The organism is Psychrobacter phenylpyruvicus DSM 7000 = NBRC 102152, from assembly GCF_000685805.1.
Lineage (GTDB): Bacteria > Pseudomonadota > Gammaproteobacteria > Pseudomonadales > Moraxellaceae > Psychrobacter > Psychrobacter phenylpyruvicus.
In genome coordinates this window covers 16,952-38,552 of the sequence record NZ_JMKP01000008.1, presented here as the reverse complement: position 1 = coordinate 38,552, position 21,601 = coordinate 16,952, and the positions used below count along the sequence as shown (strand labels likewise).

The following is a 21,601-nucleotide window of genomic DNA, read 5'->3' as shown; positions in this document are numbered from 1 at the left end:
AGTAAAGATTATTGGGTCTTCTCCAGAATCTTATGAGTCAGCTTCTGTACCGGTTGACCAATGATTAATACAATAATGAAAGCGGCTGGCAAAGCTATCTTCCAAGCATTAAAAAAATTACTAAAAAAACTATCTGACCAGCCCAAATTGATAAAAGTAATGAACATTGTCATTATGCCAGACAATAGTGTAGCCATTATTGCCGTATTAACTAAGCGAAATTTAAAACCCATGTTTAACCTCTTATTGTTATTAACTATTATTGGCTAAATAAGTCCTATTTTTGACTTTCTGTTATTATTATATATAAATATATATTATTTTATAATTAATAATACAAATAACTGAAATTCACTTTAAGTAAGTGAAGAGTTTTTTAACACTATTTCTCTGAGTTACCTATAGAGCCTAGGTTACAGCCACTTAGGATTTGATAAGCCTAAATATTAGCCAAAAAAAAGCTGCCAGAGATATCTGACAGCTCTTTTTTGAATCTAGTATTTAATATAACTTAGTATTAAATCTAGACAATAAACTTATTAAACTATTAAGTTATTGAACTATTAAAGCATTAAACCAAGCTATTTACGGCTTCTATCAAGGCTTCTTCAGTGATACCAAACTCTTTAAACAGATCAGCTGCTGGTGCAGACTCACCGTAAGTGGTCATACCAATAACTTTACCGTCTAGACCCACGAACTTGTACCAGTAATCTACGTGAGCTGCTTCTACCGCTACACGGGCACGGATGTTTGATGGCAATACTGACTCACGGTAGTCGCTGTCCTGAGCGGTGAATACTTCAGCACATGGCATCGATACCACACGAACGCCCACGCCCTGCTCGCTTAATGTGTTGTAGGCATTCATAGCTAAGCCCACTTCAGAACCCGTAGCAATGATGATCGCTTGTAGCTCAGACTTCTCTTTGGCTAAGACATAACCGCCTTTCGCGATATTAGCTACTTGCTCGCTATCACGCTGCTGGTGCGGTAAGTTTTGACGACTAAAGATAAGAGCCGATGGGTTGTTCTTAGCTTTTAAAGCTTCAGTCCAAGCTGTCGCTGACTCAGTGGTGTCACAAGGACGCCATGTGTGCAGATTTGGTGTGGTGCGTAAGCTGGTTAACTGCTCAACAGGTTGGTGCGTAGGGCCATCTTCACCCAGACCAATAGAGTCGTGAGTATAGACATGGATAACACGCTGTTTCATTAACGCGCCCATACGTACCGCATTACGAGCATATTCCATAAACATCAAGAATGTAGCTACGTAAGGGATAAAGCCGCCGTGGATAGCAATACCATTGGCAATAGCCGTCATACCAAATTCACGGACACCATAGTAGATGTAGTTACCATCAGCGTCTTTCTCAATACCTTTTGCGTCTTTAAATAGCGTTAGGTTTGAGCCTGCTAAGTCTGCTGAACCGCCCATAAGCTCTGGTAATAAAGGCTGGAAGGTATTGATAGCATTAAAGCTGGCTTTACGGCTGGCTACCTCTTCCCCTTGCTCTTGGCACTGCTGAATATAAGCTTGTGCTTGCTGCTCAAAGTCAGCTGGTAGCTCACCTTCTAAACGACGTAATAGCTCTGCGGCAAGCTCTGGATAGGCTTTTTTGTAAGCTTCAAAGTCAGCTTGCCAGTTTTTCTCTAAGGCCTCACCTTTGGCTCTCGCATCCCACGCTTCATAGATTTCATCTGCCAATTCAAATGGCGCATGTTTCCAAGCCAACTCATTACGAGTTAAAGCAATCTCATCATCACCTAATGGTGCACCATGACTTGAGGCTTTACCTTGCTTGTTCGGGCTACCTACACCAATGATGGTCTTACAAATGATCAAACTTGGCTTGCTGGTTTCGGCAATGGCTTCTTCAGTAGCTTGAGTAATGGCATCGGCATCATGGCCATCTACTTTAAGTACTTGCCAGCCATAGCTTTCAAAGCGTTTTTCAGTATCGTCAGTAAACCAACCTTCTACATCACCATCGATAGAGATACCATTGTCATCATAGAAGAATACCAATTTACCAAGACCTAAAGTGCCTGCTAAAGAAGCTACTTCGTGGCTGATACCTTCCATCAAGCAGCCATCACCTAAGAAAGCGTAGGTGTGGTGATCGATGATATTGTGGCCTTCACGGTTAAACTGCGCCGCTAAGGTTTTCTCAGCAATAGCGAATCCTACTGCGTTTGCAATACCCTGACCCAAAGGACCTGTGGTGGTTTCAACACCTGGAGTATAGCCAAGCTCTGGGTGACCAGGCGTTTTTGAATGCAATTGACGGAAGCTCTTTAAGTCATCAATGCTAACGTCATAGCCAGTTAGATGAAGTAATGAGTAAATCAGCATTGAGCCATGACCGTTAGATAACACAAAACGGTCACGGTTATGCCAGTTTGGATTTGAGGGGTTATGCTTTAAAAATTTACGCCACAATACTTCGGCAATATCAGCCATACCCATTGGTGCGCCTGGGTGCCCTGAGTTGGCTTTTTGTACCGCATCAAAAGAAAGCACACGAATGGCGTTAGCTAGTTTGCGCTCAGATATAGGTGTTGACATAAAAAATCCTAGGTTTTGGTAGTCAGTTAAAACTAAATAAGTTGTTGCCAGGTTAACTAGATAAGCTACAAGCAAGTCACTTACAGCTTATCCTCGATAAAATATTAAAAGATAAGGTTAAGGGTTAACTAGACAGTAATGGTTTCTGCCCCGCCCATAAATGGACGTAATACCTCAGGGATAGTGATACTACCATCAGCATTTTGATGGTTTTCCATGATGGCTAGTAAGGTACGACCCACAGCCAAACCTGAGCCATTTAAAGTATGCACAAGCTCTGTCTTCTTACCATCTTTGACTCGAGTGCCCATGCGACGTGCTTGGAAATCACCACAGTTTGAGCAGCTTGAGATTTCACGATAAGTATCTTGGCTAGGTACCCACACTTCAATATCGTAAGTGCGTAGCGCACTAAAGCCCATATCACCAGTACACAGCTTAACTACACGGTAAGGCAGCTCTAACTGCTGTAAAATGTATTCGGCTTGAGCAGTCATTTGCTCTAAAAGCTCATCAGATTGATCAGCAGTAGCAATGTTTACCATTTCTACTTTTTCAAACTGATGTTGACGAATCAGCCCGCGGGTATCGCGGCCATGTGAGCCTGCTTCACTTCTAAAGCAGGGAGTATGGGCAGTCAATTTCAAGGGTAGTTGGCTGGCTTCCAAACGTTCACCACGAACTAGGTTAGTCATGGGCACCTCAGCGGTTGGAATTAAATAAAAGCCCATACCTTCATTATTAGTGTGGTTGGTTAATTTAAATAAATCTTCTTCAAATTTAGGCAGCTGACCCGTACCCTTTAAGCTATCAGAGTTAACAATGTAAGGCACATAACACTCGGTATAGCCATATTTTACAGTATGGGTATTGAGCATGAATTGAATCAAAGCTCTATGTAATTGAGCCAACTGACCTGTTAATACATTAAAGCGACTACCCGTTAGTTTGGCTGCAGCAGCAAAGTCTAATTGACCTAAGCCTTCACCTACATCAGTATGATCTTTGATTTCAAAATCGAATTGACGTGGTGTGCCCCATTTACGTACTTCAAGGTTGTCTTCTTCTGACTCACCTTCTGGAACATCATCGGCTGGGATATTTGGAATTTGTAATGCCGCTTCATTGATTTTATCTTGTAGTGCTTTTAAGTCTTCTTCCGCCTTTTTGATATCACCGCTTATCGACTGCATCTCAGCCAGTAATTCACTAGCATCTTCGCCATTTTTCTTTAGAGCACCGACTTGTTTGGCACCGGCATTACGCTTAGCCTGTAAATCTTCGGTTAATACCTGAAGTGACTTACGCTGTGATTCCATTTGCTGCCAAAAATCCACATCCAGCTCATAACCTCTTTTGGCAAGCTTCTGCTTTAATTCGGTCAAATCTTGGCGTAATAACTTAGGATCAATCATGCGACACCTTTTATTAGAGTATTAGTATTAGAGTATTAAAAATTAGAATATTAAAATATGAAATAGTAGAGACTTAATTTGAACAGATAATAGGTTTAAATAAATAACAATTTAGCCGATAACCAGACTAGGTATTCTTGAAAATAGGCATTCATTTCAATTAGTAATCAATAGCAAATCTTAGCCACAAAGTTAAGCGTAACTTACTGCCGTTTTTATCATAAATATAGATTGCGGTTATCTATGAAACAGCCCAAAAGCTGAATGCCTAAATAATGTCACCTATGATACCAAGACCAAGCATTTTTGACCACGTCAAAACAGCTATATACTCCCAAAATCTTTATAAAATTATACAATTTTCTAATCTATTTGCTTCAAATAACTATTTTTTAGGGTCAATTTGTTTCAACCCGCCAACCTACGTTTGCAAATAATCAAGCAGAGCCTAAAATTCGACAGTCCACATTGAGTTTTGAAGTTTCAATTAGCCCCAGTTTTCGGTAAGATAGCAACACTATCTCAATTATCTCAATGACATCGTACTTTTACCAAAACCATGTCATTTTAATTTTACTTTTTGTTCAATTAACTTCCTATTCGAGTAATTATATGGCTCTTTACCCTTACACCCTTCAACCCGTTGATATTAATTTAACTGTAGAAGAGTTTCACCAAGCACAATTTGAGTTATTTGAAAAAACCAATCCCTCTTTTGGCCTAAAAAACATTAAGATGAAAGAATGGATCATTATGGCCATTGTGGTAGCAGTGTCTATCGCGGGGCTTATATATGTCAAAGGCTACTCAACCTTTATCTTTTATTTGATGCTAATTTTGGTGGTGGTGTATTTGTTGGTGCGTACCATTGGCATGAAGTGGTATGTACAAAGAGAGTTTGAAAAGCAGATGGCTGAGCAGGAAATGCCTGATGAGATGAAACAGCTCAAGCTTGGGGTACAAAAACATGGGTTAATCATGGCAATGCCTTCACCAAACGCTGGTATTCAGCAAAACAAAGCCATGCGCGGTATGCAAGTGCGAGGCTCAGCCACCCAGCAAGCGGTTATTCCTTGGACTGCAGTAAAAAGCTGGGAAGAAACGGACGACTATATTTTTATGCTGTTTGAAATGCAAGGTCAGCAAGGTAGCCAAATTATCCCAAAACGCCTACAAGCGCAAAAGTTCCCTATTGACACAGTGCGCACCCATTTACAAGAAGTGGTCCCTATTAAAGGGTTACAGCCACAAGCTATTAGCCAATAATATTCGACAAATATTTGTTCAATAGCATTTGGCTAGTGACAAGCTTTACTGCTGTGTCACAACAATTAAATATTCTTCTAGTAAAATGACCCTGCTTGGGTCATTTTTTTTGGCTTAAATTGTAAGCAGTCTTTCTCCTACTCACTCAACGACCAAGCTATTTATTTTACTCAACGACAAAGCTGTTTATTCGCAAAGAAATCTAGCCACCACTGTAAGTAAAAGTTAATAAATTTACAAAACCTATCATAAATATTAAATCTTTATATTTAACTAATCACACTTTATTTGCTACTATAATAGTTACTAAAAGCAAGGGGTGAAGCCCGATAACTCCCCAAATAAAAACATAAACTACAAAAGGATAATTATTATGACAACTAATCAAATCGGTTTAGAAAAAAAAGACATGTCAGCAGTAATCGAAAAACTAAATGATCTGCTTTCAAGCTATCATATTTTTTATATTAACGTACGTGGCTATCACTGGAACGTAAAAGGTGAGCACTTCTTCTCACTACACCAGCAGTTTGAAGAGCTATACACCAATCTTCAAGTGCAAATCGATGAAATTGCAGAGCGTGTTCTAACCCTAGGCGGTACTCCATTACATGCTTATAGTGACTTTGCTCAGCACAGCAGCTTAAAAGAAGATAAAAATGTGTTTGCAGGTACAGACTGTGTACGCGGCGTGGTTTCTGGCTTACAAACACTTATTGAAGAGCAACGTAAAGTTTCTGCTGTGGCAGAGGAAGCAGAAGACCAAGGTACTGCTGACCTAGTGGATGATTATGTCCAAGAACAAGAAAAACTAATTTGGATGTATAACGCTTTCCTAGGCTAATTGTTTAGACACCTTGTTTAGATAACTTATTAGACAACTTGTATATAAAATCATCCATTTAACTTAGCCATAAAAAATCCCCCGTATAGTTGCGGGGGATTTTTTTGTGTCACTCTTGTGTAGATACTTTTAGAGCTTATAGCAGGAAAAAATAAGCCCAGCAAGCGACCACTAATGACGACACGATATTCAACACCATACCTACTCGCACCATCTCAGACTGTTTAATCAGACCCGTACCAAAGACGATAGCGTTTGGCGGTGTGGCCACAGGCAACATGAAGGCACAAGAAGCACCGATACCGATAATCATTACTAATACTTCAGTAGGTAGACCCATTTGCTCTGCAATTGCCACGAAAACAGGCACTAATAACGCTGCTGAAGCTGTATTTGACGCAAACTCTGTTAAGAAGATAATAAAGGCAGCAACCGCTAACATGACTAAGAACAAAGGGGTTGTCATCAATGCGTTGGCGACAGTTTCACCCATAACTAATGAGGCACCTGAAGACTTAAGCACATTAGACAGAGCGATACCACCCCCGAATAACATGAGCACGCCCCAGTCGGTGTTGTCTGAAACTTGTTTCCATGACACTAAGCCTAAGCTTACAACGGCAACCGCAGCACATAGTGCAATAATGGAATCAATATCACTAATTTCTAGTATCTCACCTAGTTTATTACCAAATATCCACGATAAAGCTGTTAGTATGAATACGATGATGGTAATTATTCTTGGTGTGGTCCAAGGAATCTCAGGCTGATCAATACTACTAATACGCACATTCAGGTTTGGTTTTAACACCAGATACATCGCACCTAATAACAGTGGCGTCAACACAAAAGTTAGCGGTAGACCAAACTTCATCCAATCCACAAATGAGATATCTAAAGCTTTAGCAGCAATAGCATTTGGGGGAGAACCGACGATAGTTCCTAGCCCGCCCAAACTCGCAGAATAGGCGATACCTAATAGTACAAACACAAAGGTACCACGATCCTTTTGACGATCAACTTGTGACAACATACCAATTGCCAAGGGTAACATCATTGCTGCTGTCGCGGTATTTGAGATCCACATTGAAAGCATGGCTGTAGCAAAGAATATCAAGACTACTGCGTTACCAAGTTTACCCCCTGATAATGAGATAAGCTTTAACGCAATTTTTTTATCAAGTTGCTGCACATGCAGAGCGGCCGCTAACGCAAAGCCGCCAAAGAACAGGTAAATAGTTGGGTTAGCAAAGCTCGATAAGGCTGACTTAGTATCAAACTCAGGAATACCAATCGCCACCCCTATAATCATCACCAATATTGCAGTAATCGTTACATGCAATGCTTCAGTTAACCATAGCGTACCAATAAATACTAACATTGATAGGCCTTTATTAACGTTGGTCTCAAACGGTAAAACATTAAAAATAATTAAGCTGATTATGGCTGCAATAGCAGTAATAATTAGCCCTTTCCCTGTGCCTTTAGGAAAAGTATCGGTGAATAAGTACTCATTACCATCATGAGGAAGATGGCTGTCTAAATTTTTATTTGCACCCGTAGGTGGCGTCTGATTGTATTCTGACATACAACACCCTTATTAAAAAACGACTCACTGTCACTGTGAAAAACACCGTAAAAGTTAACGGGATATTTCCTATAATACCAACTCATTGTAAATTTGTTATATTAAAAAGTCACTAAACACTTCTAAAAAGTTAATTTATTAAGGTATTGTATAAAAATTTATAACTCATTAATATGAGGCTCTAAAAGTCAAAAGCTGTTAATTTGGCTTATACTAACCTTCTTATGGTTCTCTTTGCCTTCATCGAAATTGTACAAGCACCTTATAACACTGCTAAGTGATGAACTAAAAAATCAGGAAATCATGTGACTACTCAATTAAAAGATACCCCTGTAACACAGGGCAATCATACTGACTGGGCAGAAGGATTCAAAAAAAGCCTTCCGGTAGCAATGGGCTATCTTCCTGCAGGTATAGCTTTTGGTGTTCTGGCCCAAGTAGCAGGAATTCCAGTGTGGGCGACGGTTATGCTAAGCATTGTGCTATATGCTGGGGCTGCCCAATATGCTTGCATTCCCATGCTCAGCGCGGGCTTACCGATTGGTACTATAGCCACCAATATCGCCGCTATCAATTTACGTCACATTTTTTATGGTATGCCGTTACTACAGTCTTTACCTGATAACAAGTTAGCCAAAACCTACTGTTTATTTGCGCTGACTGACGAGACCTTCTCAGTAATGACCAGCTTGCCTGCTGAGTCAAGAAAGGCTTTAATATTACCCATAAGCTTCTTTAATCAAATGTGGTGGGTAATAGCAGGTGCTATAGGTGTACTAATAGGAGGCACTCTGAATGAATTAATACCGCATTTAGATTTTGCTTTGGTGTGCCTATTTGCTATCTTGGCTTACGAGCAATTTCAAAGCGTTAAGCGGTATTTTCCTATTGGCATTGCCATTGTGTCTTTGATTATTGCCTCTTTATTTACCAGCAACTGGGTATTATTAATGGCAATTAGTATTTGTATGCTCCTTATTTTAGCCCGTGGCTATTGGATACAACGCGATATGAAAGGAGTGAATAGTGACCAGTAGTTATCTTATCCTCGCAACATTCGCTATGGCTGGCGTCACTTTTATTACTCGCGCCCTCCCCGCTTTAATTCCAAGAAGGCTACTAGATACGCCATGGCTGCACCGACTCAATGAAAGTCTGCCTTTATCAGTAATGGTGCTGCTCATTTTGACCAGTTTATCGTATCAAGACCTATCTACCACAACCGGTCTGCACAGTAGTGAGTTGCATTTATTACTAGCACAGATTGGAGCATTATTAGTGACCTTCCTTGCTTATCATTTTAGCCGCCAACTGCTGGTCAGTATGATTGCCGGGATTGCTTCCTTAAATGGCTTCTTATGGCTACTCAACAACTTCTTAGGTTAACTTTCTTAAACTTACAGGCTAGGTTGACCTGTTAAATTTTTTCCTCCGTATCAACCTAAAAAAGGTTATAAAATTACTATAGTTTCTAGTAACTTATAACCTTTATTTGTGCAAGCTATCAAAAGTATTCAATCGACTTAATTTTTACGATATCTATGCTATTGTATTAGGCTTAAAACCCATAACCTTGATAATAGGAATAAAACAAGTATGAATTCATCCACTAGAAATGAGCATGATTTACTTGGTGATCGTGATATCCCTTCTGAAGCATATTATGGTATTCAAACCCTGCGCGCCTATGAGAACTTCAATATAAGTAAAGTACGCCTCCATCAATTCTCTCCATTCATTCGAGCATTTGCTACTGTTAAAAAAGCTGCAGCCATTGCTAACCATAAAGTTGGTGTCCTAGAAGAAAAAAGAAAAGACGCTATTGTGGCAGCTTGTGATGACTTAATTGCCGACAAGTTACACGATCAGTTTATTATCGATATGTTTCAAGGTGGTGCCGGTACTTCTACCAACATGAACGTCAACGAAGTTATCGCTAACCGTGCCTTAGAAATTATGGGTCATGAAAAAGGTGAGTATCAGTATTTACACCCTAACAACCATGTCAATTTATCTCAATCAACCAACGACTCTTATCCTACAGCGCTAAAACTGGCTTTAGACTTCTACTGCGAGCGTCTACTTAGCAAAATGGACGTATTAATTGATAGTTTCTTAAATAAAAAAGAAGAGCTAGGCGATCGATTAAAAATGGGCCGTACTCACCTACAAGATGCGGTGCCTATGACGGCAGGACAAGAGTTCAACGCTTTTGCTACCATGATCAAGGCGGAGAAAAAGCGCATTGAACAGGTACGTGAACTTCTTTATGAAATTAATATGGGTGCCACAGCCATTGGTACCGGTATCAATGCCCCAAGCAGCTATCCTGAAACTTGTGCCGAAGTGTTACGAGAGCTAACTGGTAAGCCTTATTACACCTCTGATGACCTAATTCAAGCCACTCAGGACACCAGTGTCTATGTTGCTTTATCAGGTAACTTGCGCCTATTGGCCACTCGTTTATCAAAAATTGCCAACGATATCCGTTTACAATCTTCAGGTCCTCGTGCAGGTTTAGGTCAATATCGCATTCCACAAATGCAACCAGGCAGCTCTATTATGCCAGGTAAAGTAAACCCCGTTATCCCAGAAGTGGTGAACCAAGCTTGTTTCCACATTATGGGTATTGACCATACCATCGCTATGGCCTCTGAAGCAGGTCAGTTACAGTTAAACGTGTTTGAGCCGGTGATGGCATTCAACCTCTTCACGGGCCTTGTAATGTTAAGCAATATCTGTGAAACCTTTGCCACACGTTGTATCGACGGTATCGAGATGAATGAAGACTATTGCCGCGAGCAAGTGTTAAGCAACATTGGTCTGGTAACTGCCTTGAACCCACATCTTGGCTATGAAGTCTCTACCCGTATTGCCAAAAAAGCCCAAGAAAGTGGGGGTAGTATCTATAATATCGTTTTAGAGGAGAAGCTATTGGATCAAGAAACGCTAGATCAAATCATCTCTCCTGAGAATATGGTTTATCCTCTTTTTAAGCGTAAGGCTTAAAAGGTATAAAAAAGAGGCGACTTAACAAATACAGTTCAGATAAACTATAAGTTACTAAACCTCTATTTTTTAAGTAGCCCATTTTTCCCATTCAAGGATCAATCCATGAAAAAACTATTAGCTGTTTCAGCTCTGATGACCTCGCTTGCCCTATCAGGTTGTGCTACTACAGGAACCGGTACCGATGCAGGCAATGCTGTAGGTACTGCCACCAATATGGGCATGAACATTTTCAAAACAGCAGTAGATGCTCAGTGCCGTAGCGAACTTGAAAAACAAAATGCTTGGCGTATTGCTCGTGTGGCAATGAACTCTGAGCAAGAAGAAGCGGTCAAGACTAAGATTTGTGGCTGTGTTAGCGAACAAGCTCCTCAGCAAGTAACGGTTGTCGATATCACCAATGCTGCCATAGACCCTCAGTACCGTGCACAGCTGGTAACTAAAGTGGTTGCCAAATCACTTCAGACTTGTTATGCCAGCTTTACTAAGTAGTCTAAAAAATAAAAAAAAGAGGGCGCCAGTTAAATGGCCCCTCTTTTTTTATACCTATAATCTTTTAATCATCATTACGTAGCTCATTAAACAGCTTGTAAAACAAGCAATCACTAAGCCACCGTTAAGCAATTAACTCTGCCTGTTTTTGCTGTAGCATAAATCTATGCTGAACCTCTTCATTGGCTAAATTATAATCAGAGAGCTGCTGATGCAAATTAACCACATCGCCCATAATTAATAAAGCGGGTGTCGGTAACTTTGCCATTAATTGCTTAGCTGCAATGTCAGCAAGCGTGCCCATTAAAACCTGTTGTGTCGGCAGACTGGCATGGCTTACCACCGCAAAAGGAGTATCCCCCGCTCGGCCCGCTCGTATTAACCCCTCAGTTAACCCCGCTAAGCGATTCAATCCCATATACAACACTACGGTTTGCGTCGGGTCCAACATTTCACTGAAGTCCTCAGTGGGACAATTGGTCTTTTTAATGGCAGTTACGAACTTGACCGATTGAGCACAGTGACGATGTGTTAATGGAATTGAGCTACTACTGGCCGCAGCGCTGGCTGCAGTGATGCCTGGAATAGACTCAAAATATACACCGTTTTCTACGACAGTTTGTAATTCTTCCCCACCTCTACCAAAAATAAAAGGGTCTCCGCCTTTTAGACGCACCACGCATTTGCCGGCTTGAGCATGGGTCACCAACAGTTGGTTAATCTGCTCTTGTGGTAGCGCATGGTTATCACAGCGTTTGCCGACGAAAATTTTGGTTGCTTGTTGCGAGCACATATCTAGGATATCTTCGGAAACCAAGCTGTCATAAAGCACAACATCCGCCTGTTGCATTATCCGATAAGCTTTTAGAGTAAGCAGCTCAGGATCACCAGACCCAGCGCCCACCAGATACACCACCCCTTTTTTGGCTTGTTTTACCTCATCTTCCGCTTTAATTATGGGTAATTTATGGCCATAGTCATAAGGGGTTAAAGGTAGCTTTGAGCGACCCTTTATTACCTGTGCAGAATTTAGGGTCGGAATATCAAAATGGGTCATGCTTGGTGTGCTCCTGGCATCATGTATTTTAGCAACCGGCTGATTTAACTGTTGTTTCACTCAGTTCTAAACCGTGCTGATAACCAATACGTTGCAAATGACATGCCAGCGTTACTCTTTATCTTAATCTTTATCTTAAGTTCGAGCTAAGCAATGCCTACCATTTAAGCCACCTCTACTGTTTTATCGGAACGACATTTCTTAATAAGCTCATTAATTTGACCCACACAAGAGCCACAGTTGGTGCCTGCCTGACATAATTTACCAACGCTAATGGCATCGTCACATCCGTCAGAGATAATGGCATTAATAATGGTATTTTCACCCACACCCATGCAAGCACAAACTAACGGGCCTGGATCAACATAGCCATTAGCGGGTTTACCGGCCAATAGCCACTTCACAGAAGGTACGTCACTTAAATCAGCAAAGCAGCTATTCAGCCAATGTATACTAGGCAACTGCTCCGATTGCGGTGCAATATACACCGCCAGCATTAGCTGCTCTTCAAGTTGAGGAGAAGACGATGCCAATTCTATGGTGACAGGTTGACGAACGACATAGCGCAATTGCTGAGCGGCTTCATAAATCATAATGCTGGTGTCTAGTTCAGCCAATTCACTATTTAATCTATCAGAGCTATGAGGATTATCTGGGCTAGCCGGGTTATCTAGGTTATCCAATTTATCTGAGCTATATAAGTTTTCTGTATTAGAGCGCTGAGGTGTGTTCACAACCGAAGCGACAAACTGCTGCCAGAATTCGGCAGTCAACCAAGCGTCGCTCATCTGCTCAGTGCCAGTGGCTAAATTAATCAAGATACTGTCTTGCTGGCGACTGATACTCCATATTAAATTAGGCACTGATACTTCTGCCTGTAATTGATCAGAGGTCAATTCTGTGAGTTGACGCAACTGCACCAAGGCAGCATCTAGCCAGTCAGGATGCACCAAAATACGGCCAACTGATTTTATAGGCAATGCCTGAACTACTATGGCCGAATTTTTTAATTCAGGTTGTGCCGATATAGGGTCAACTTTAGTGGGAATAAGCGTCCCCACTCGGGCCAAGCTGGCAAAGGCATCACTCCAGTGCATCGGCATAAAGCTATCGCCTAGACGCATGTCTTCGCTAACCTCCACTTGAGCCACTACCGTTGAGCACTCTGTTGCTTGAGTGGTGTCTGCTTTAATCGAAACAAAATCATTATTATCAACCCCTAATACCTTTGCATCCTGAGGATGTAAGCTCAATGTCGGTACGCTCTGTTGTTGATTCAACTTTGGTGCTAAAGCAGTCCGGGTCATGGTATGCCATTGGTCACGCAGTCTACCGGTAATTAAGCGTAGCTTTAAACCGTCATCAACATTCTGGGTTAAACCTAGGTCTAGGTTATTTTGTTTAGTTTGTTTAGTTTGTTTTTCAGCCTTAGACTTTGTTTTATTATTATTGATAGGGCTAAATCTATTCACATCACCAGCTTGCTGTGGCGGGGTAATGGCAACTAGCTTAGGCTTAGCATGCTTAAAATCTGGGGCAATGACATTAATATGTTGGCCACCCCATTGTAGAGGGCTCATAGAGTCGTAAGGTTGATTGTGTTTTTTCAGTTCAGCCATTAAGTCTAACTGTCTTGGATATTTGCTGTTTTCATGACTGGTTAATGCGGCATGCTCTAAGAAAATTTCACTAGGTTCAGTATAATCAAACCCTTTAAATCCCATACGTTTTGCCACTTGTGAGAAAATCCACCAATCTGGCTTTGAGTCGCCTACGCCTGTTACAAGACTACGCTGACGAGATATTCGACGTTCAGAATTGGTTACTGTGCCTGACTTCTCACTCCAAGATTGCGCTGGTAAGACAATATCAGCACAGCGTAAGGTATCACTATCTTTAGAGCATTCAGAGACGATTACCAAATCACAGGCTGCTAAGGCTTGGCGAAACTTATCTGCTTCAGGTAGGCTCACCACAGGATTGGTAGCCACAATCCAAATTGCTTTTACTTTTCCATCAAGGATGGCATCTGCCACATCGCAAGCCTTAACCCCTACCTTAGGCGCTATAGGTTGTGGTGATTGCCAAAACTCACCCACTGACTGACGATGCTCTTTAATATCTAACTGTAAATGGCCAGCCAGTAGATTTGCCAATGCCCCTACTTCACGCCCGCCCATAGCATTGGGTTGACCCGTTAATGAAAAAGGACCTGCGCCTTTTTTACCAACGCGGCCTGTCAGCAGATGGCTATTGATAATAGCATTCACTTTATCAGTGCCACTACTAGACTGATTAACCCCCATACTAAACGCCGTTACCGTCTTGTCGTTGGCAGCGACCAATTGATAAAACTGTTCAATCTGTTCAGCATCTAACTGAGTGGCTTTAGCAACCGACTCTATGTCCCATGAATCAGCAGCAGTCACTACCAACTCTACGCCATCACACTGGGAGGCATATTCAGTATCGGTGCAGCCATGCTCCTCTAAGTATTTAAGCAAACCATTATATAAGTGGGTATCGGTACCAGGCGCAAGGGGTAAATGCAAATCGGCAAACTCGCAGGAATCAGTCTGTCTCGGATCAATAACGATTAATTTTTTATTAGGATTGTCCTGTTTGGCTTGCAAAAATCGACCAAACAAAATGGGATGACACCACGCCATACTAGAGCCGACTAGCACCAATAAGTCACAGGCTTCAAAATCGGTATAACTACCAGGTACTAAATCAGCACCAAAAGCTCTTTTATGACCGGCAACCGCAGACGACATACACAGGCGAGAATTTGAATCAATATTATTACTGCCGATAAAGCCTTTCATCAGCTTATTGGCCACGTAATAATCTTCAGTCAGTAGTTGGCCGGACACGTAGAACATCACACTTTCTGGCCCATGTTCTGAAATAGTAGCGCTTAAGCGACTGGCCACATCGTCCAAAACAGTATCCCAATCTGAGTCTTGCTGATTAAGACTATTAGCCGACGGCTTAAGCGGCACTGATTGAGAGTTTTGAGCCGCTTGAGTTGCTCGAGCTAATGGTAGAGATAACATGGTGGCTTTTTTGTTTTGATAATAAGGCTGAGTTAACCGGCGCTCAGTCCCTAAAGTCTCAGCCAGATTACTACCTTTAGAGCACAGCTTACCAAAATTGGCAGGATGCTCTGGATCACCTTTTACACTCACCTGTCCTGTCGTATTATCTACAGTCGCCAATACCCCACAGCCCACACCGCAATAAGGACAGGTGGTGCGTACCGTCCGTATCGCCTCAAACTCTGAGTGAGAGACGGAAGCATCGCTAGGCAAAGTTAAAGTAGCTATGCTGTCTAGGCTATTAAAATTTGCTTTGGCTTTAGACTGGCTGGCTTGACTGTTTTTGATAATATTCTCGCTATTTGGTAGTGATATCTACTGGTAGAACGCTTATAAAACTAAATCTTATGTACACTATTCGTTGTATTTACTGCCTACATTAAAGGCATCTTGGTCTGGTTAAGCTACTTCATCATCATTTGGTTGATTGTCGGCTTTAATCACCGACTTGGGTTTCTCATTAGGCGCTGTCGCAGGATGGATCACTGAATCAGCGTTTATACTTTCTTTATCTTCAGCTTGCTGATCCAATAATGACTGGCAATAAGCAGCCCCAAAGATCAGAGCTTCTTTAAATTCAGAGACATCAATTTTTTCATTAATCAGCTGACTGTAGAAGTTGCCATCACTAGTCTCTCCATACAACACAGCTCCTATCAACCGATTGTCTTTTAGGTACAGACAATGATATTGATCGCTATTCAGCTGACGATAAACAATTTGTTCAATAGAAGCTAATTCTGACTCATCAAACTCAATTTTTCCTGATGAAAAGACGGCGATTCCAGATACTTTAAGCTTTAGTGATAAAGGTGTGCTAACGAAAGGTGGCCACTTTGATTTTGACTCTTGCTGAGTCAGTACGGCGACGAGAGTATCAACATGCTGATTGACTGAGGACACCATGCCAAAAAGCTCTTCATTAATTTCTATACACTCGCCTATGGCATAGACATTTTGACAACTGCTATGCATATATTCATCTACCACAATGCCTCGATTGACCTCAATACCACTGTCAGCAGCCAGTTGGGTATTGGGTATAATGCCTACAGCCATGACAATAAAATCAGCGGGTAGCGTTCTACCATCTTTGAGGCTTAATCCCGTCACTTCATTATTAGCATTAATTTCGATACCCGTGGTCATCGCCGAAACCTCCAAACCCACTTCTCTACGAGCAAGCTCTTGTTGCAGCATTAATGCCGCAGGCAAGTCCAACTGGCGATTGAGTACAAAATCATCGACATGTATCACGGTCATGGTCGCTCCCTGTGATGACAACGCACAAGCCGCTTCTAAACCCAATACCCCGCCGCCAATCACCAATCCTGTTTTACCCTGCTTAGCATAGTCAGTAAGTGTATTCACATCAGCGACGTCTCGAAAGACATGCACCCCTTTGGCCTCATGATTGGTAAAAGGAATGACTCGAGCAGTTGACCCTGTTGCGATAACCAGCTTGCCATAGTCAAGCATCTGGCCATTATCCAAGGTCAGCGTTTGATTATCGGTATCTATATGGTCGACCTCTACGCCTGCCAATACGGTTATGCCCAAGCGTTCATAGTCACTCGTGTCATATAAATAAGTCTCCTCAAACGAGGTCTCGCCTGCTAAGACTGGGGATAACATAATACGGTTATAGCCCACTTCCGACTCTTTACTAATCAAAGTAATCTTAGGACTTTCGGCTGTAGTCTGTTGATGCCAAATAGTGGCCAACTGAATCGCCAAACGACTGCCTGCCATCCCTGCCCCAACAATGACTACCTCATTTGACAAGTCGCTTAACGAGCTGCCTAATGATGGTGCATTAAATTGGTCTGCTAGAGATTGCGACTGTGCGATGGTGCTGGCGTTGACTGGAGCTGGCATGAGAGACCTTAGCCACTGAGGCGGCGATTGAGATAATCATTACCAATTATTTTTCTCAACCTGCTCAGTTATCTGGCTCAAACGTGCTCCATAAACTAGCTGGTGGGTAGAAACTTAATCAGTAATAAAACAATAATTACACTCTGTACCAAGCAAATGCCGTGCCATACCAACAAAGGATTTCTTTTAATCAGCGGTTCTGGGTCGGATAAAGAAGCACTATGATCTGGATTAAAATCTTGTAAAAACTCTCCAATCGCTTGATGACGAACGTTGGTATTACGATGAAGAGCACGCAGCAAGGCTTGCTGACTGGTGGCTGGGACTTGTTTTTGATTCAGTAAACGCGAGGGTACGACCAAAGCATCGGAGGCAGACATGAGCATTTGTGAGGTAAATGGCCGGCTACCCGTGAGTAACTCAAAGCCTATGACTGCAATCGAAAATAAATCAGAGTGCACCCCTTTAGGCGCATCCGTGTAGTATTCTGGTGCAGCGTAATGCAGATCGCCAACTGGTGGCCGAGTATTGTCTTTTAGGATAGAGGATGCCACTGAGCCAAAATCAATCAGTTTTACCGCTCCTGATTTGGTTAATAATAAGTTCTCTGGCTTAATGTCCTGATGCAATAGATAATTGCGGTGCATTACCCGCACTGCCATCCCAATTTTGGTCAATAAATCATGAGTTTGCCACACATCGCAAGGACCATTCCGATCCATAAAAGCGCGTAGACTCTCGCCTTCTATATACTCGGTAAGGTGGTACAAATAGGTTGAGCTAGCAGGGACGGGGTAATAGCGTAATAAACCCGACTCACCCAGTGCGGAGCCCCCCATTGACTCGGTAGGGTCGATTTGATTATAAGCGGGCTCACCTGCCCGCCTGTGTCTTGATAGACTTAATCCAATTTTGCGTTCTTTCAAAAAGCTACGCAGATACTCTCCATCCTCGACTGTTCTTAGGCTGGGCGACTTTAGGACATACTCGTGTCCTGCACTGTCTTCCACCAAATACACTTCACTACGCGCCGTCCGAGCAATAATAGCTTTTACTTCAAAGCCATCAATACTGTCATTGACCTGTAGCCCTGTGGGCAGCTTATATTTTACTGGTACATTACTGTTATTATTGCCCTTTGGGAGCAGGCTGCTGTCCTGACTTGGCTCATCAACACTCATTGAGCTATCTATGTTCTTTAAGCTGAGTGTGCCATTATCTTTATCTTTATCTTTATCTTTATCTTTATCTTTATCTTTATCTTTATCTTTATCTTTATCTTTATCTTTATCTTTATCTTTATCTTTATCTTTATCTTTATCTTTTCGAGTATTCTTTAGCTTAATGCTTGAGGAAAGACCCATACCAAGCATAATAATAGTTAGATTATCATTACTGCCCTCCTCATAGGCATGGCGACAGAATTGCTCACTCAAGTCCCATTTTTTAAGAAGGTTCCAATTGGGAGTATTTTCTAATTGGGTGGCAGCTGCACTAAATTCAAACTGCATGTCAACAGGATTAAGGTGCTCATAAACGCCATCGGTCATTAGGGCTAAATATTCGTTTTGGTGCAGGGTAAACACTGTTTGCTGTAAATCGACGCTAGTATCTGCCCCTAGAGCTGCCGATAATGCCCCTTTATCTTGCCCATGATGGATACGATGGTCTTCACTGAGCACCGTAGTTCTATCTACGCTCAAGCGGTAAATGCGCGAATCGCCAGTATGAAATAGATAAACCCTATCACCAATGCACAGCACACCAGATAACGTTGACAATAAAGGGGCAACCCGCTCATAAGACTGCGAAAAGTACATTGCGTCATTCGCTTTAATGACTGCTGACTTGATAATGCCTGCCACACTCTCATCATCAAAAATGGCTTTGAAACTTTGCTCATCAAATTGTCGGGCTTCTACCACAGCTTGACGCTGTAAACGAAACAAGCCTTTAATAACATGCTCGGTCACAGTCTCAACCGCCAATCTACTCGCCTGTTTGGGAAACTGGCAGGCACTTACCCCATCGGCCAGCACAGCCAATACCGGAAGCTGCTCTGGCTTTATGATTGCATTTTTTTGTCGAGCACTACCGCTGCTATCATCCAAATAATCTAGCAAACAGGTTGTGATGCATAGACTGTCTTGATTCTCAGACTTACGTCCTGCCATGGTGTGAAAATCAAACCACCATCCTTTACCTCGCGCTGTATTTTCGATATTTCTCAAATCATTCCTGTTGTACTATTTAGTGAGTTGGTTTTATACAGCTGTTTTACTTATAAAACATTTGAGGCGTAGAGCTTTTATTTATCAAAGCCTTACACCTCATGAGTACTTTTTTGACAAACTTATTTTGACAGTTGGTTGCAACAACTTAGGTCACACTAATTTCAGCAAAACTGCCATCTGGCATCTCTTCTACAATGACACCTGAAGGTTCTTTTAATAAAAATAAAGCTAAGAAACCGATCACTGCAGTAGCGGCAATAACCATAAAGAACACTTGGTAAGATACTAAGCTTAGAACCGTTAAATAAACCACAGAGCCTACATTGCCATAAGCACCGGTCATGCCAGCGAACTGACCGGTCATACTGCGTTTAATCAAGGGAATAACCGCAAATACTGCGCCCTCACCTGCTTGCACAAAGAATGAACAAAACATGGTAATAAGTAATGCGAGAGCGATCGGCCAAGTAGAGTCAACCAGTCCCATTAAGAAGTAACCAATGGCCAGACCGGCTGTCAAAATAAGTAGCGTGCTTTTACGACCAAAACGATCACTTAACCAACCACCACCTGGACGAGACATTAAGTTCATAAAGGCATACGAGGATGCTAATAGACCAGCAGCAACCACAGACACTTCAAAAGTCTCTAGATAAAAAAGCGGTAACATTGACACTACGGCCAACTCAGAACCAAAAGTAGCAAAATATAAAATATTTAATACGCCGACTTGTTTGAAATCATAGCGCTGTGCTTCTGGTACTTCTGTAGTGAATACTTCTTTATTAAAACGATAGCTACTCACAAATTCATAAACATACAGTAGCGCTAAGCCAATATAGATAAAGTTTACCGCTGTCTGACTCAACAAACTAACACCAGCGGGTGATAGCTTCCAAGCCAGTAAGGCCAAGGCTAAATACATGGGAAGTTTAAATACCATCATTAACCAGAAATCGCTTTTAGAGGTTACGCCCATCGCACCAGACTTCTTAGGTTTAAAATAAGTTGAGCCCTTGGGTGTGTCGCGAACAAATTTATAAAACAAAATGCTGTATAGAGCCATAACGACGCCTGAGGTCGCACAAGCATAGCGCCAGCCTTCATCACCGCCAAACCACGCTGCAAAACCAATCGCTATGGTCGGTAATAACATAGCTGCAGCTGCTGAACCAAAGTTACCCCAACCACCATAGATACCTTCGGCCGCCCCTAATTCGTTCGCCGGGAACCAATCACTAATTAGACGAATACCTACTACGAAGCCTGCCCCAACGAAACCTAAAATGAAGCGTGATAAAGCTAAAGTGGTATAGTCTTGGGCAAATGCGAACGTAAAACAGGGAATTGCCCCTAGCGCCAAAATACAGGTATAAACTAACCGCGGTCCAAATTTATCGGTTAACATGCCGATAATAACGCGTGCAGGAATAGTTAGAGCCACGTTTAAAATAAGTAAGGTTTTGACTTGCTGTTTGGTTAAATCTAGAGTTTCTCCAATCGCAGAAAGAAAAGGAGCATGGTTAAACCAAACAAAGAAGGTAAGGAAAAATGCCATCCAACCTAAGTGTAGGATTTTATTTTTACCAGCAAAGGACAGGACATTGAGCTTTTCTTTTGTGGGTGGTACGGGGGTTGCAGACGACATACTTGCTTCCTTTAATAAAATAAATTGTCTGTGTCTCCAAATAAAAACAGACTTATTTACACTAAGTTAAACCTTAAAATATAAGAAAAATAAAATATAACTTAATGTTTACTTAATAAGGTCGTTGCAAGCTACGTGCCATGTATTTGTTATTTCGATAAATTTTATAGTTAACTATTTATTTCATCGTTAACTTTTTAGAGTAAATTTAGTACTTTGCCCTCAAATAGTCCTTATATGACCATTTAATTTTATTAAGCACCAAATTAACGCTTGTTATAAAAGAATATTCAATCCCCTAGCAAGCCATCACTTCCTTTTATAAAAGAAATTCAGGACGTTTAATGATGCCTAATAAAAAAAATACAAACATTTATCAAGAATGCCTATTAGCTATATAAGCTCATTGACTGCCCTTTCCTATAGGGCTGGGTTAACTTATTTCTGCGTTGTTGTTCGATCAAACCTATCCTTTTTACTTATCGTTCTTTAAAAAGAAT

At 41.6% G+C, this 21,601-nt stretch carries 15 protein-coding genes; 6 read left to right on the top strand and 9 right to left on the bottom strand.

What is annotated here, in order from left to right:
* Positions 1–8: 8 nt before the first annotated feature.
* The 3 genes from G561_RS15710 to serS form a co-directional block, all read right to left on the bottom strand.
* The gene (locus G561_RS15710) at positions 9–233 is read right to left on the bottom strand and encodes a DUF2798 domain-containing protein (protein ID WP_081794373.1); all 225 of its coding nucleotides are present in this window, start codon (positions 231–233) and stop codon (positions 9–11) included.
* A 338-nt stretch (positions 234–571) separates the two neighbouring features.
* Positions 572–2,569, bottom strand: coding sequence for a transketolase (tkt, locus tag G561_RS0104800; protein WP_028858535.1), 1,998 nt, complete (start codon positions 2,567–2,569; stop codon positions 572–574).
* A gap of 128 nt (positions 2,570–2,697) precedes the next feature.
* Positions 2,698–3,984 carry a serine--tRNA ligase gene (gene serS, locus G561_RS0104795; protein WP_028858534.1) on the bottom strand — a complete coding sequence of 429 codons (1,287 nt, stop codon included), beginning with the start codon at positions 3,982–3,984 and terminating at the stop codon, positions 2,698–2,700.
* Positions 3,985–4,596: 612 nt separating this feature from the next.
* Between serS and G561_RS0104790 the strand changes: the two genes are divergently transcribed.
* A complete protein-coding gene (locus G561_RS0104790; RefSeq protein ID WP_028858533.1) occupies positions 4,597–5,250 on the top strand; it encodes a YcxB family protein in 654 nt (217 codons plus the stop codon).
* Between the two features lie 373 nt (positions 5,251–5,623).
* On the top strand, positions 5,624–6,094 hold the full coding sequence (locus G561_RS0104785; protein WP_028858532.1) for a Dps family protein: 471 nt from the start codon (positions 5,624–5,626) through the stop codon (positions 6,092–6,094).
* 136 nt (positions 6,095–6,230) lie between these two features.
* Here G561_RS0104785 and G561_RS0104780 read toward each other — a convergent pair whose 3' ends face one another.
* Complete coding sequence (locus G561_RS0104780; RefSeq protein WP_028858531.1) at positions 6,231–7,682, bottom strand: SLC13 family permease; 1,452 nt, start codon at positions 7,680–7,682, stop codon at positions 6,231–6,233.
* Positions 7,683–8,074: 392 nt separating this feature from the next.
* Between G561_RS0104780 and G561_RS13980 the strand changes: the two genes are divergently transcribed.
* The 4 genes from G561_RS13980 (at position 8,075) to G561_RS0104760 (ending at position 11,183) form a co-directional block, all read left to right on the top strand.
* Positions 8,075–8,719, top strand: coding sequence for an AzlC family ABC transporter permease (locus G561_RS13980; protein WP_037031713.1), 645 nt, complete (start codon positions 8,075–8,077; stop codon positions 8,717–8,719).
* Positions 8,709–9,068, top strand: a complete 360-nt coding sequence (locus G561_RS0104770) for an AzlD domain-containing protein (RefSeq protein WP_028858530.1) — start codon at positions 8,709–8,711, stop codon at positions 9,066–9,068. Before G561_RS13980 ends, G561_RS0104770 begins: the two co-directional genes overlap by 11 nt.
* 210 nt (positions 9,069–9,278) lie before the next feature.
* Positions 9,279–10,691, top strand: a complete 1,413-nt coding sequence (locus G561_RS0104765; protein WP_028858529.1) for an aspartate ammonia-lyase — start codon at positions 9,279–9,281, stop codon at positions 10,689–10,691.
* A 105-nt stretch (positions 10,692–10,796) separates the two neighbouring features.
* Positions 10,797–11,183 carry a hypothetical protein gene (locus G561_RS0104760; RefSeq protein ID WP_028858528.1) on the top strand — a complete coding sequence of 129 codons (387 nt, stop codon included), beginning with the start codon at positions 10,797–10,799 and terminating at the stop codon, positions 11,181–11,183.
* A 124-nt stretch (positions 11,184–11,307) separates the two neighbouring features.
* Here G561_RS0104760 and cobA read toward each other — a convergent pair whose 3' ends face one another.
* From cobA to G561_RS0104735, 5 genes are all read right to left on the bottom strand, one after another.
* The gene (gene cobA, locus G561_RS0104755; protein ID WP_028858527.1) at positions 11,308–12,240 is read right to left on the bottom strand and encodes a uroporphyrinogen-III C-methyltransferase; all 933 of its coding nucleotides are present in this window, start codon (positions 12,238–12,240) and stop codon (positions 11,308–11,310) included.
* 164 nt (positions 12,241–12,404) lie between these two features.
* Positions 12,405–15,554 carry a nitrate reductase gene (locus G561_RS0104750; RefSeq protein WP_227674033.1) on the bottom strand — a complete coding sequence of 1,050 codons (3,150 nt, stop codon included), beginning with the start codon at positions 15,552–15,554 and terminating at the stop codon, positions 12,405–12,407.
* Between the two features lie 186 nt (positions 15,555–15,740).
* Positions 15,741–17,219, bottom strand: coding sequence for an NAD(P)/FAD-dependent oxidoreductase (locus G561_RS0104745; protein WP_028858525.1), 1,479 nt, complete (start codon positions 17,217–17,219; stop codon positions 15,741–15,743).
* 95 nt (positions 17,220–17,314) lie between these two features.
* The gene (locus G561_RS13975; RefSeq protein WP_051584370.1) at positions 17,315–19,393 is read right to left on the bottom strand and encodes a bifunctional protein-serine/threonine kinase/phosphatase; all 2,079 of its coding nucleotides are present in this window, start codon (positions 19,391–19,393) and stop codon (positions 17,315–17,317) included.
* 205 nt (positions 19,394–19,598) lie between these two features.
* Positions 19,599–21,101: a NarK family nitrate/nitrite MFS transporter gene (locus G561_RS0104735; protein ID WP_028858524.1), complete on the bottom strand. Its 1,503-nt coding sequence runs from the start codon at positions 21,099–21,101 to the stop codon at positions 19,599–19,601.
* Positions 21,102–21,601: the final 500 nt, after the last annotated feature.

Bases quoted from the DNA above. Each gene is read 5' to 3' on its own strand.
- G561_RS0104790 (WP_028858533.1), top strand. From the start codon at position 4,597: ATGGCTCTTTACCCTTACACCCTTCAACCCGTTGATATTAATTTAACT.
- serS (WP_028858534.1), bottom strand. From the start codon at position 3,984: ATGATTGATCCTAAGTTATTACGCCAAGATTTGACCGAATTAAAGCAG.
- G561_RS0104760 (WP_028858528.1), top strand. From the start codon at position 10,797: ATGAAAAAACTATTAGCTGTTTCAGCTCTGATGACCTCGCTTGCCCTA.
- G561_RS0104745 (WP_028858525.1), bottom strand. From the start codon at position 17,219: ATGCCAGCTCCAGTCAACGCCAGCACCATCGCACAGTCGCAATCTCTA.
- tkt (WP_028858535.1), bottom strand. From the start codon at position 2,569: ATGTCAACACCTATATCTGAGCGCAAACTAGCTAACGCCATTCGTGTG.
- G561_RS13980 (WP_037031713.1), top strand. From the start codon at position 8,075: ATGGGCTATCTTCCTGCAGGTATAGCTTTTGGTGTTCTGGCCCAAGTA.
- G561_RS13975 (WP_051584370.1), bottom strand. From the start codon at position 19,393: ATGGCAGGACGTAAGTCTGAGAATCAAGACAGTCTATGCATCACAACC.
- G561_RS0104765 (WP_028858529.1), top strand. From the start codon at position 9,279: ATGAATTCATCCACTAGAAATGAGCATGATTTACTTGGTGATCGTGAT.
- G561_RS0104735 (WP_028858524.1), bottom strand. From the start codon at position 21,101: ATGTCGTCTGCAACCCCCGTACCACCCACAAAAGAAAAGCTCAATGTC.
- G561_RS15710 (WP_081794373.1), bottom strand. From the start codon at position 233: ATGGGTTTTAAATTTCGCTTAGTTAATACGGCAATAATGGCTACACTA.
- cobA (WP_028858527.1), bottom strand. From the start codon at position 12,240: ATGACCCATTTTGATATTCCGACCCTAAATTCTGCACAGGTAATAAAG.
- G561_RS0104780 (WP_028858531.1), bottom strand. From the start codon at position 7,682: ATGTCAGAATACAATCAGACGCCACCTACGGGTGCAAATAAAAATTTA.
- G561_RS0104785 (WP_028858532.1), top strand. From the start codon at position 5,624: ATGACAACTAATCAAATCGGTTTAGAAAAAAAAGACATGTCAGCAGTA.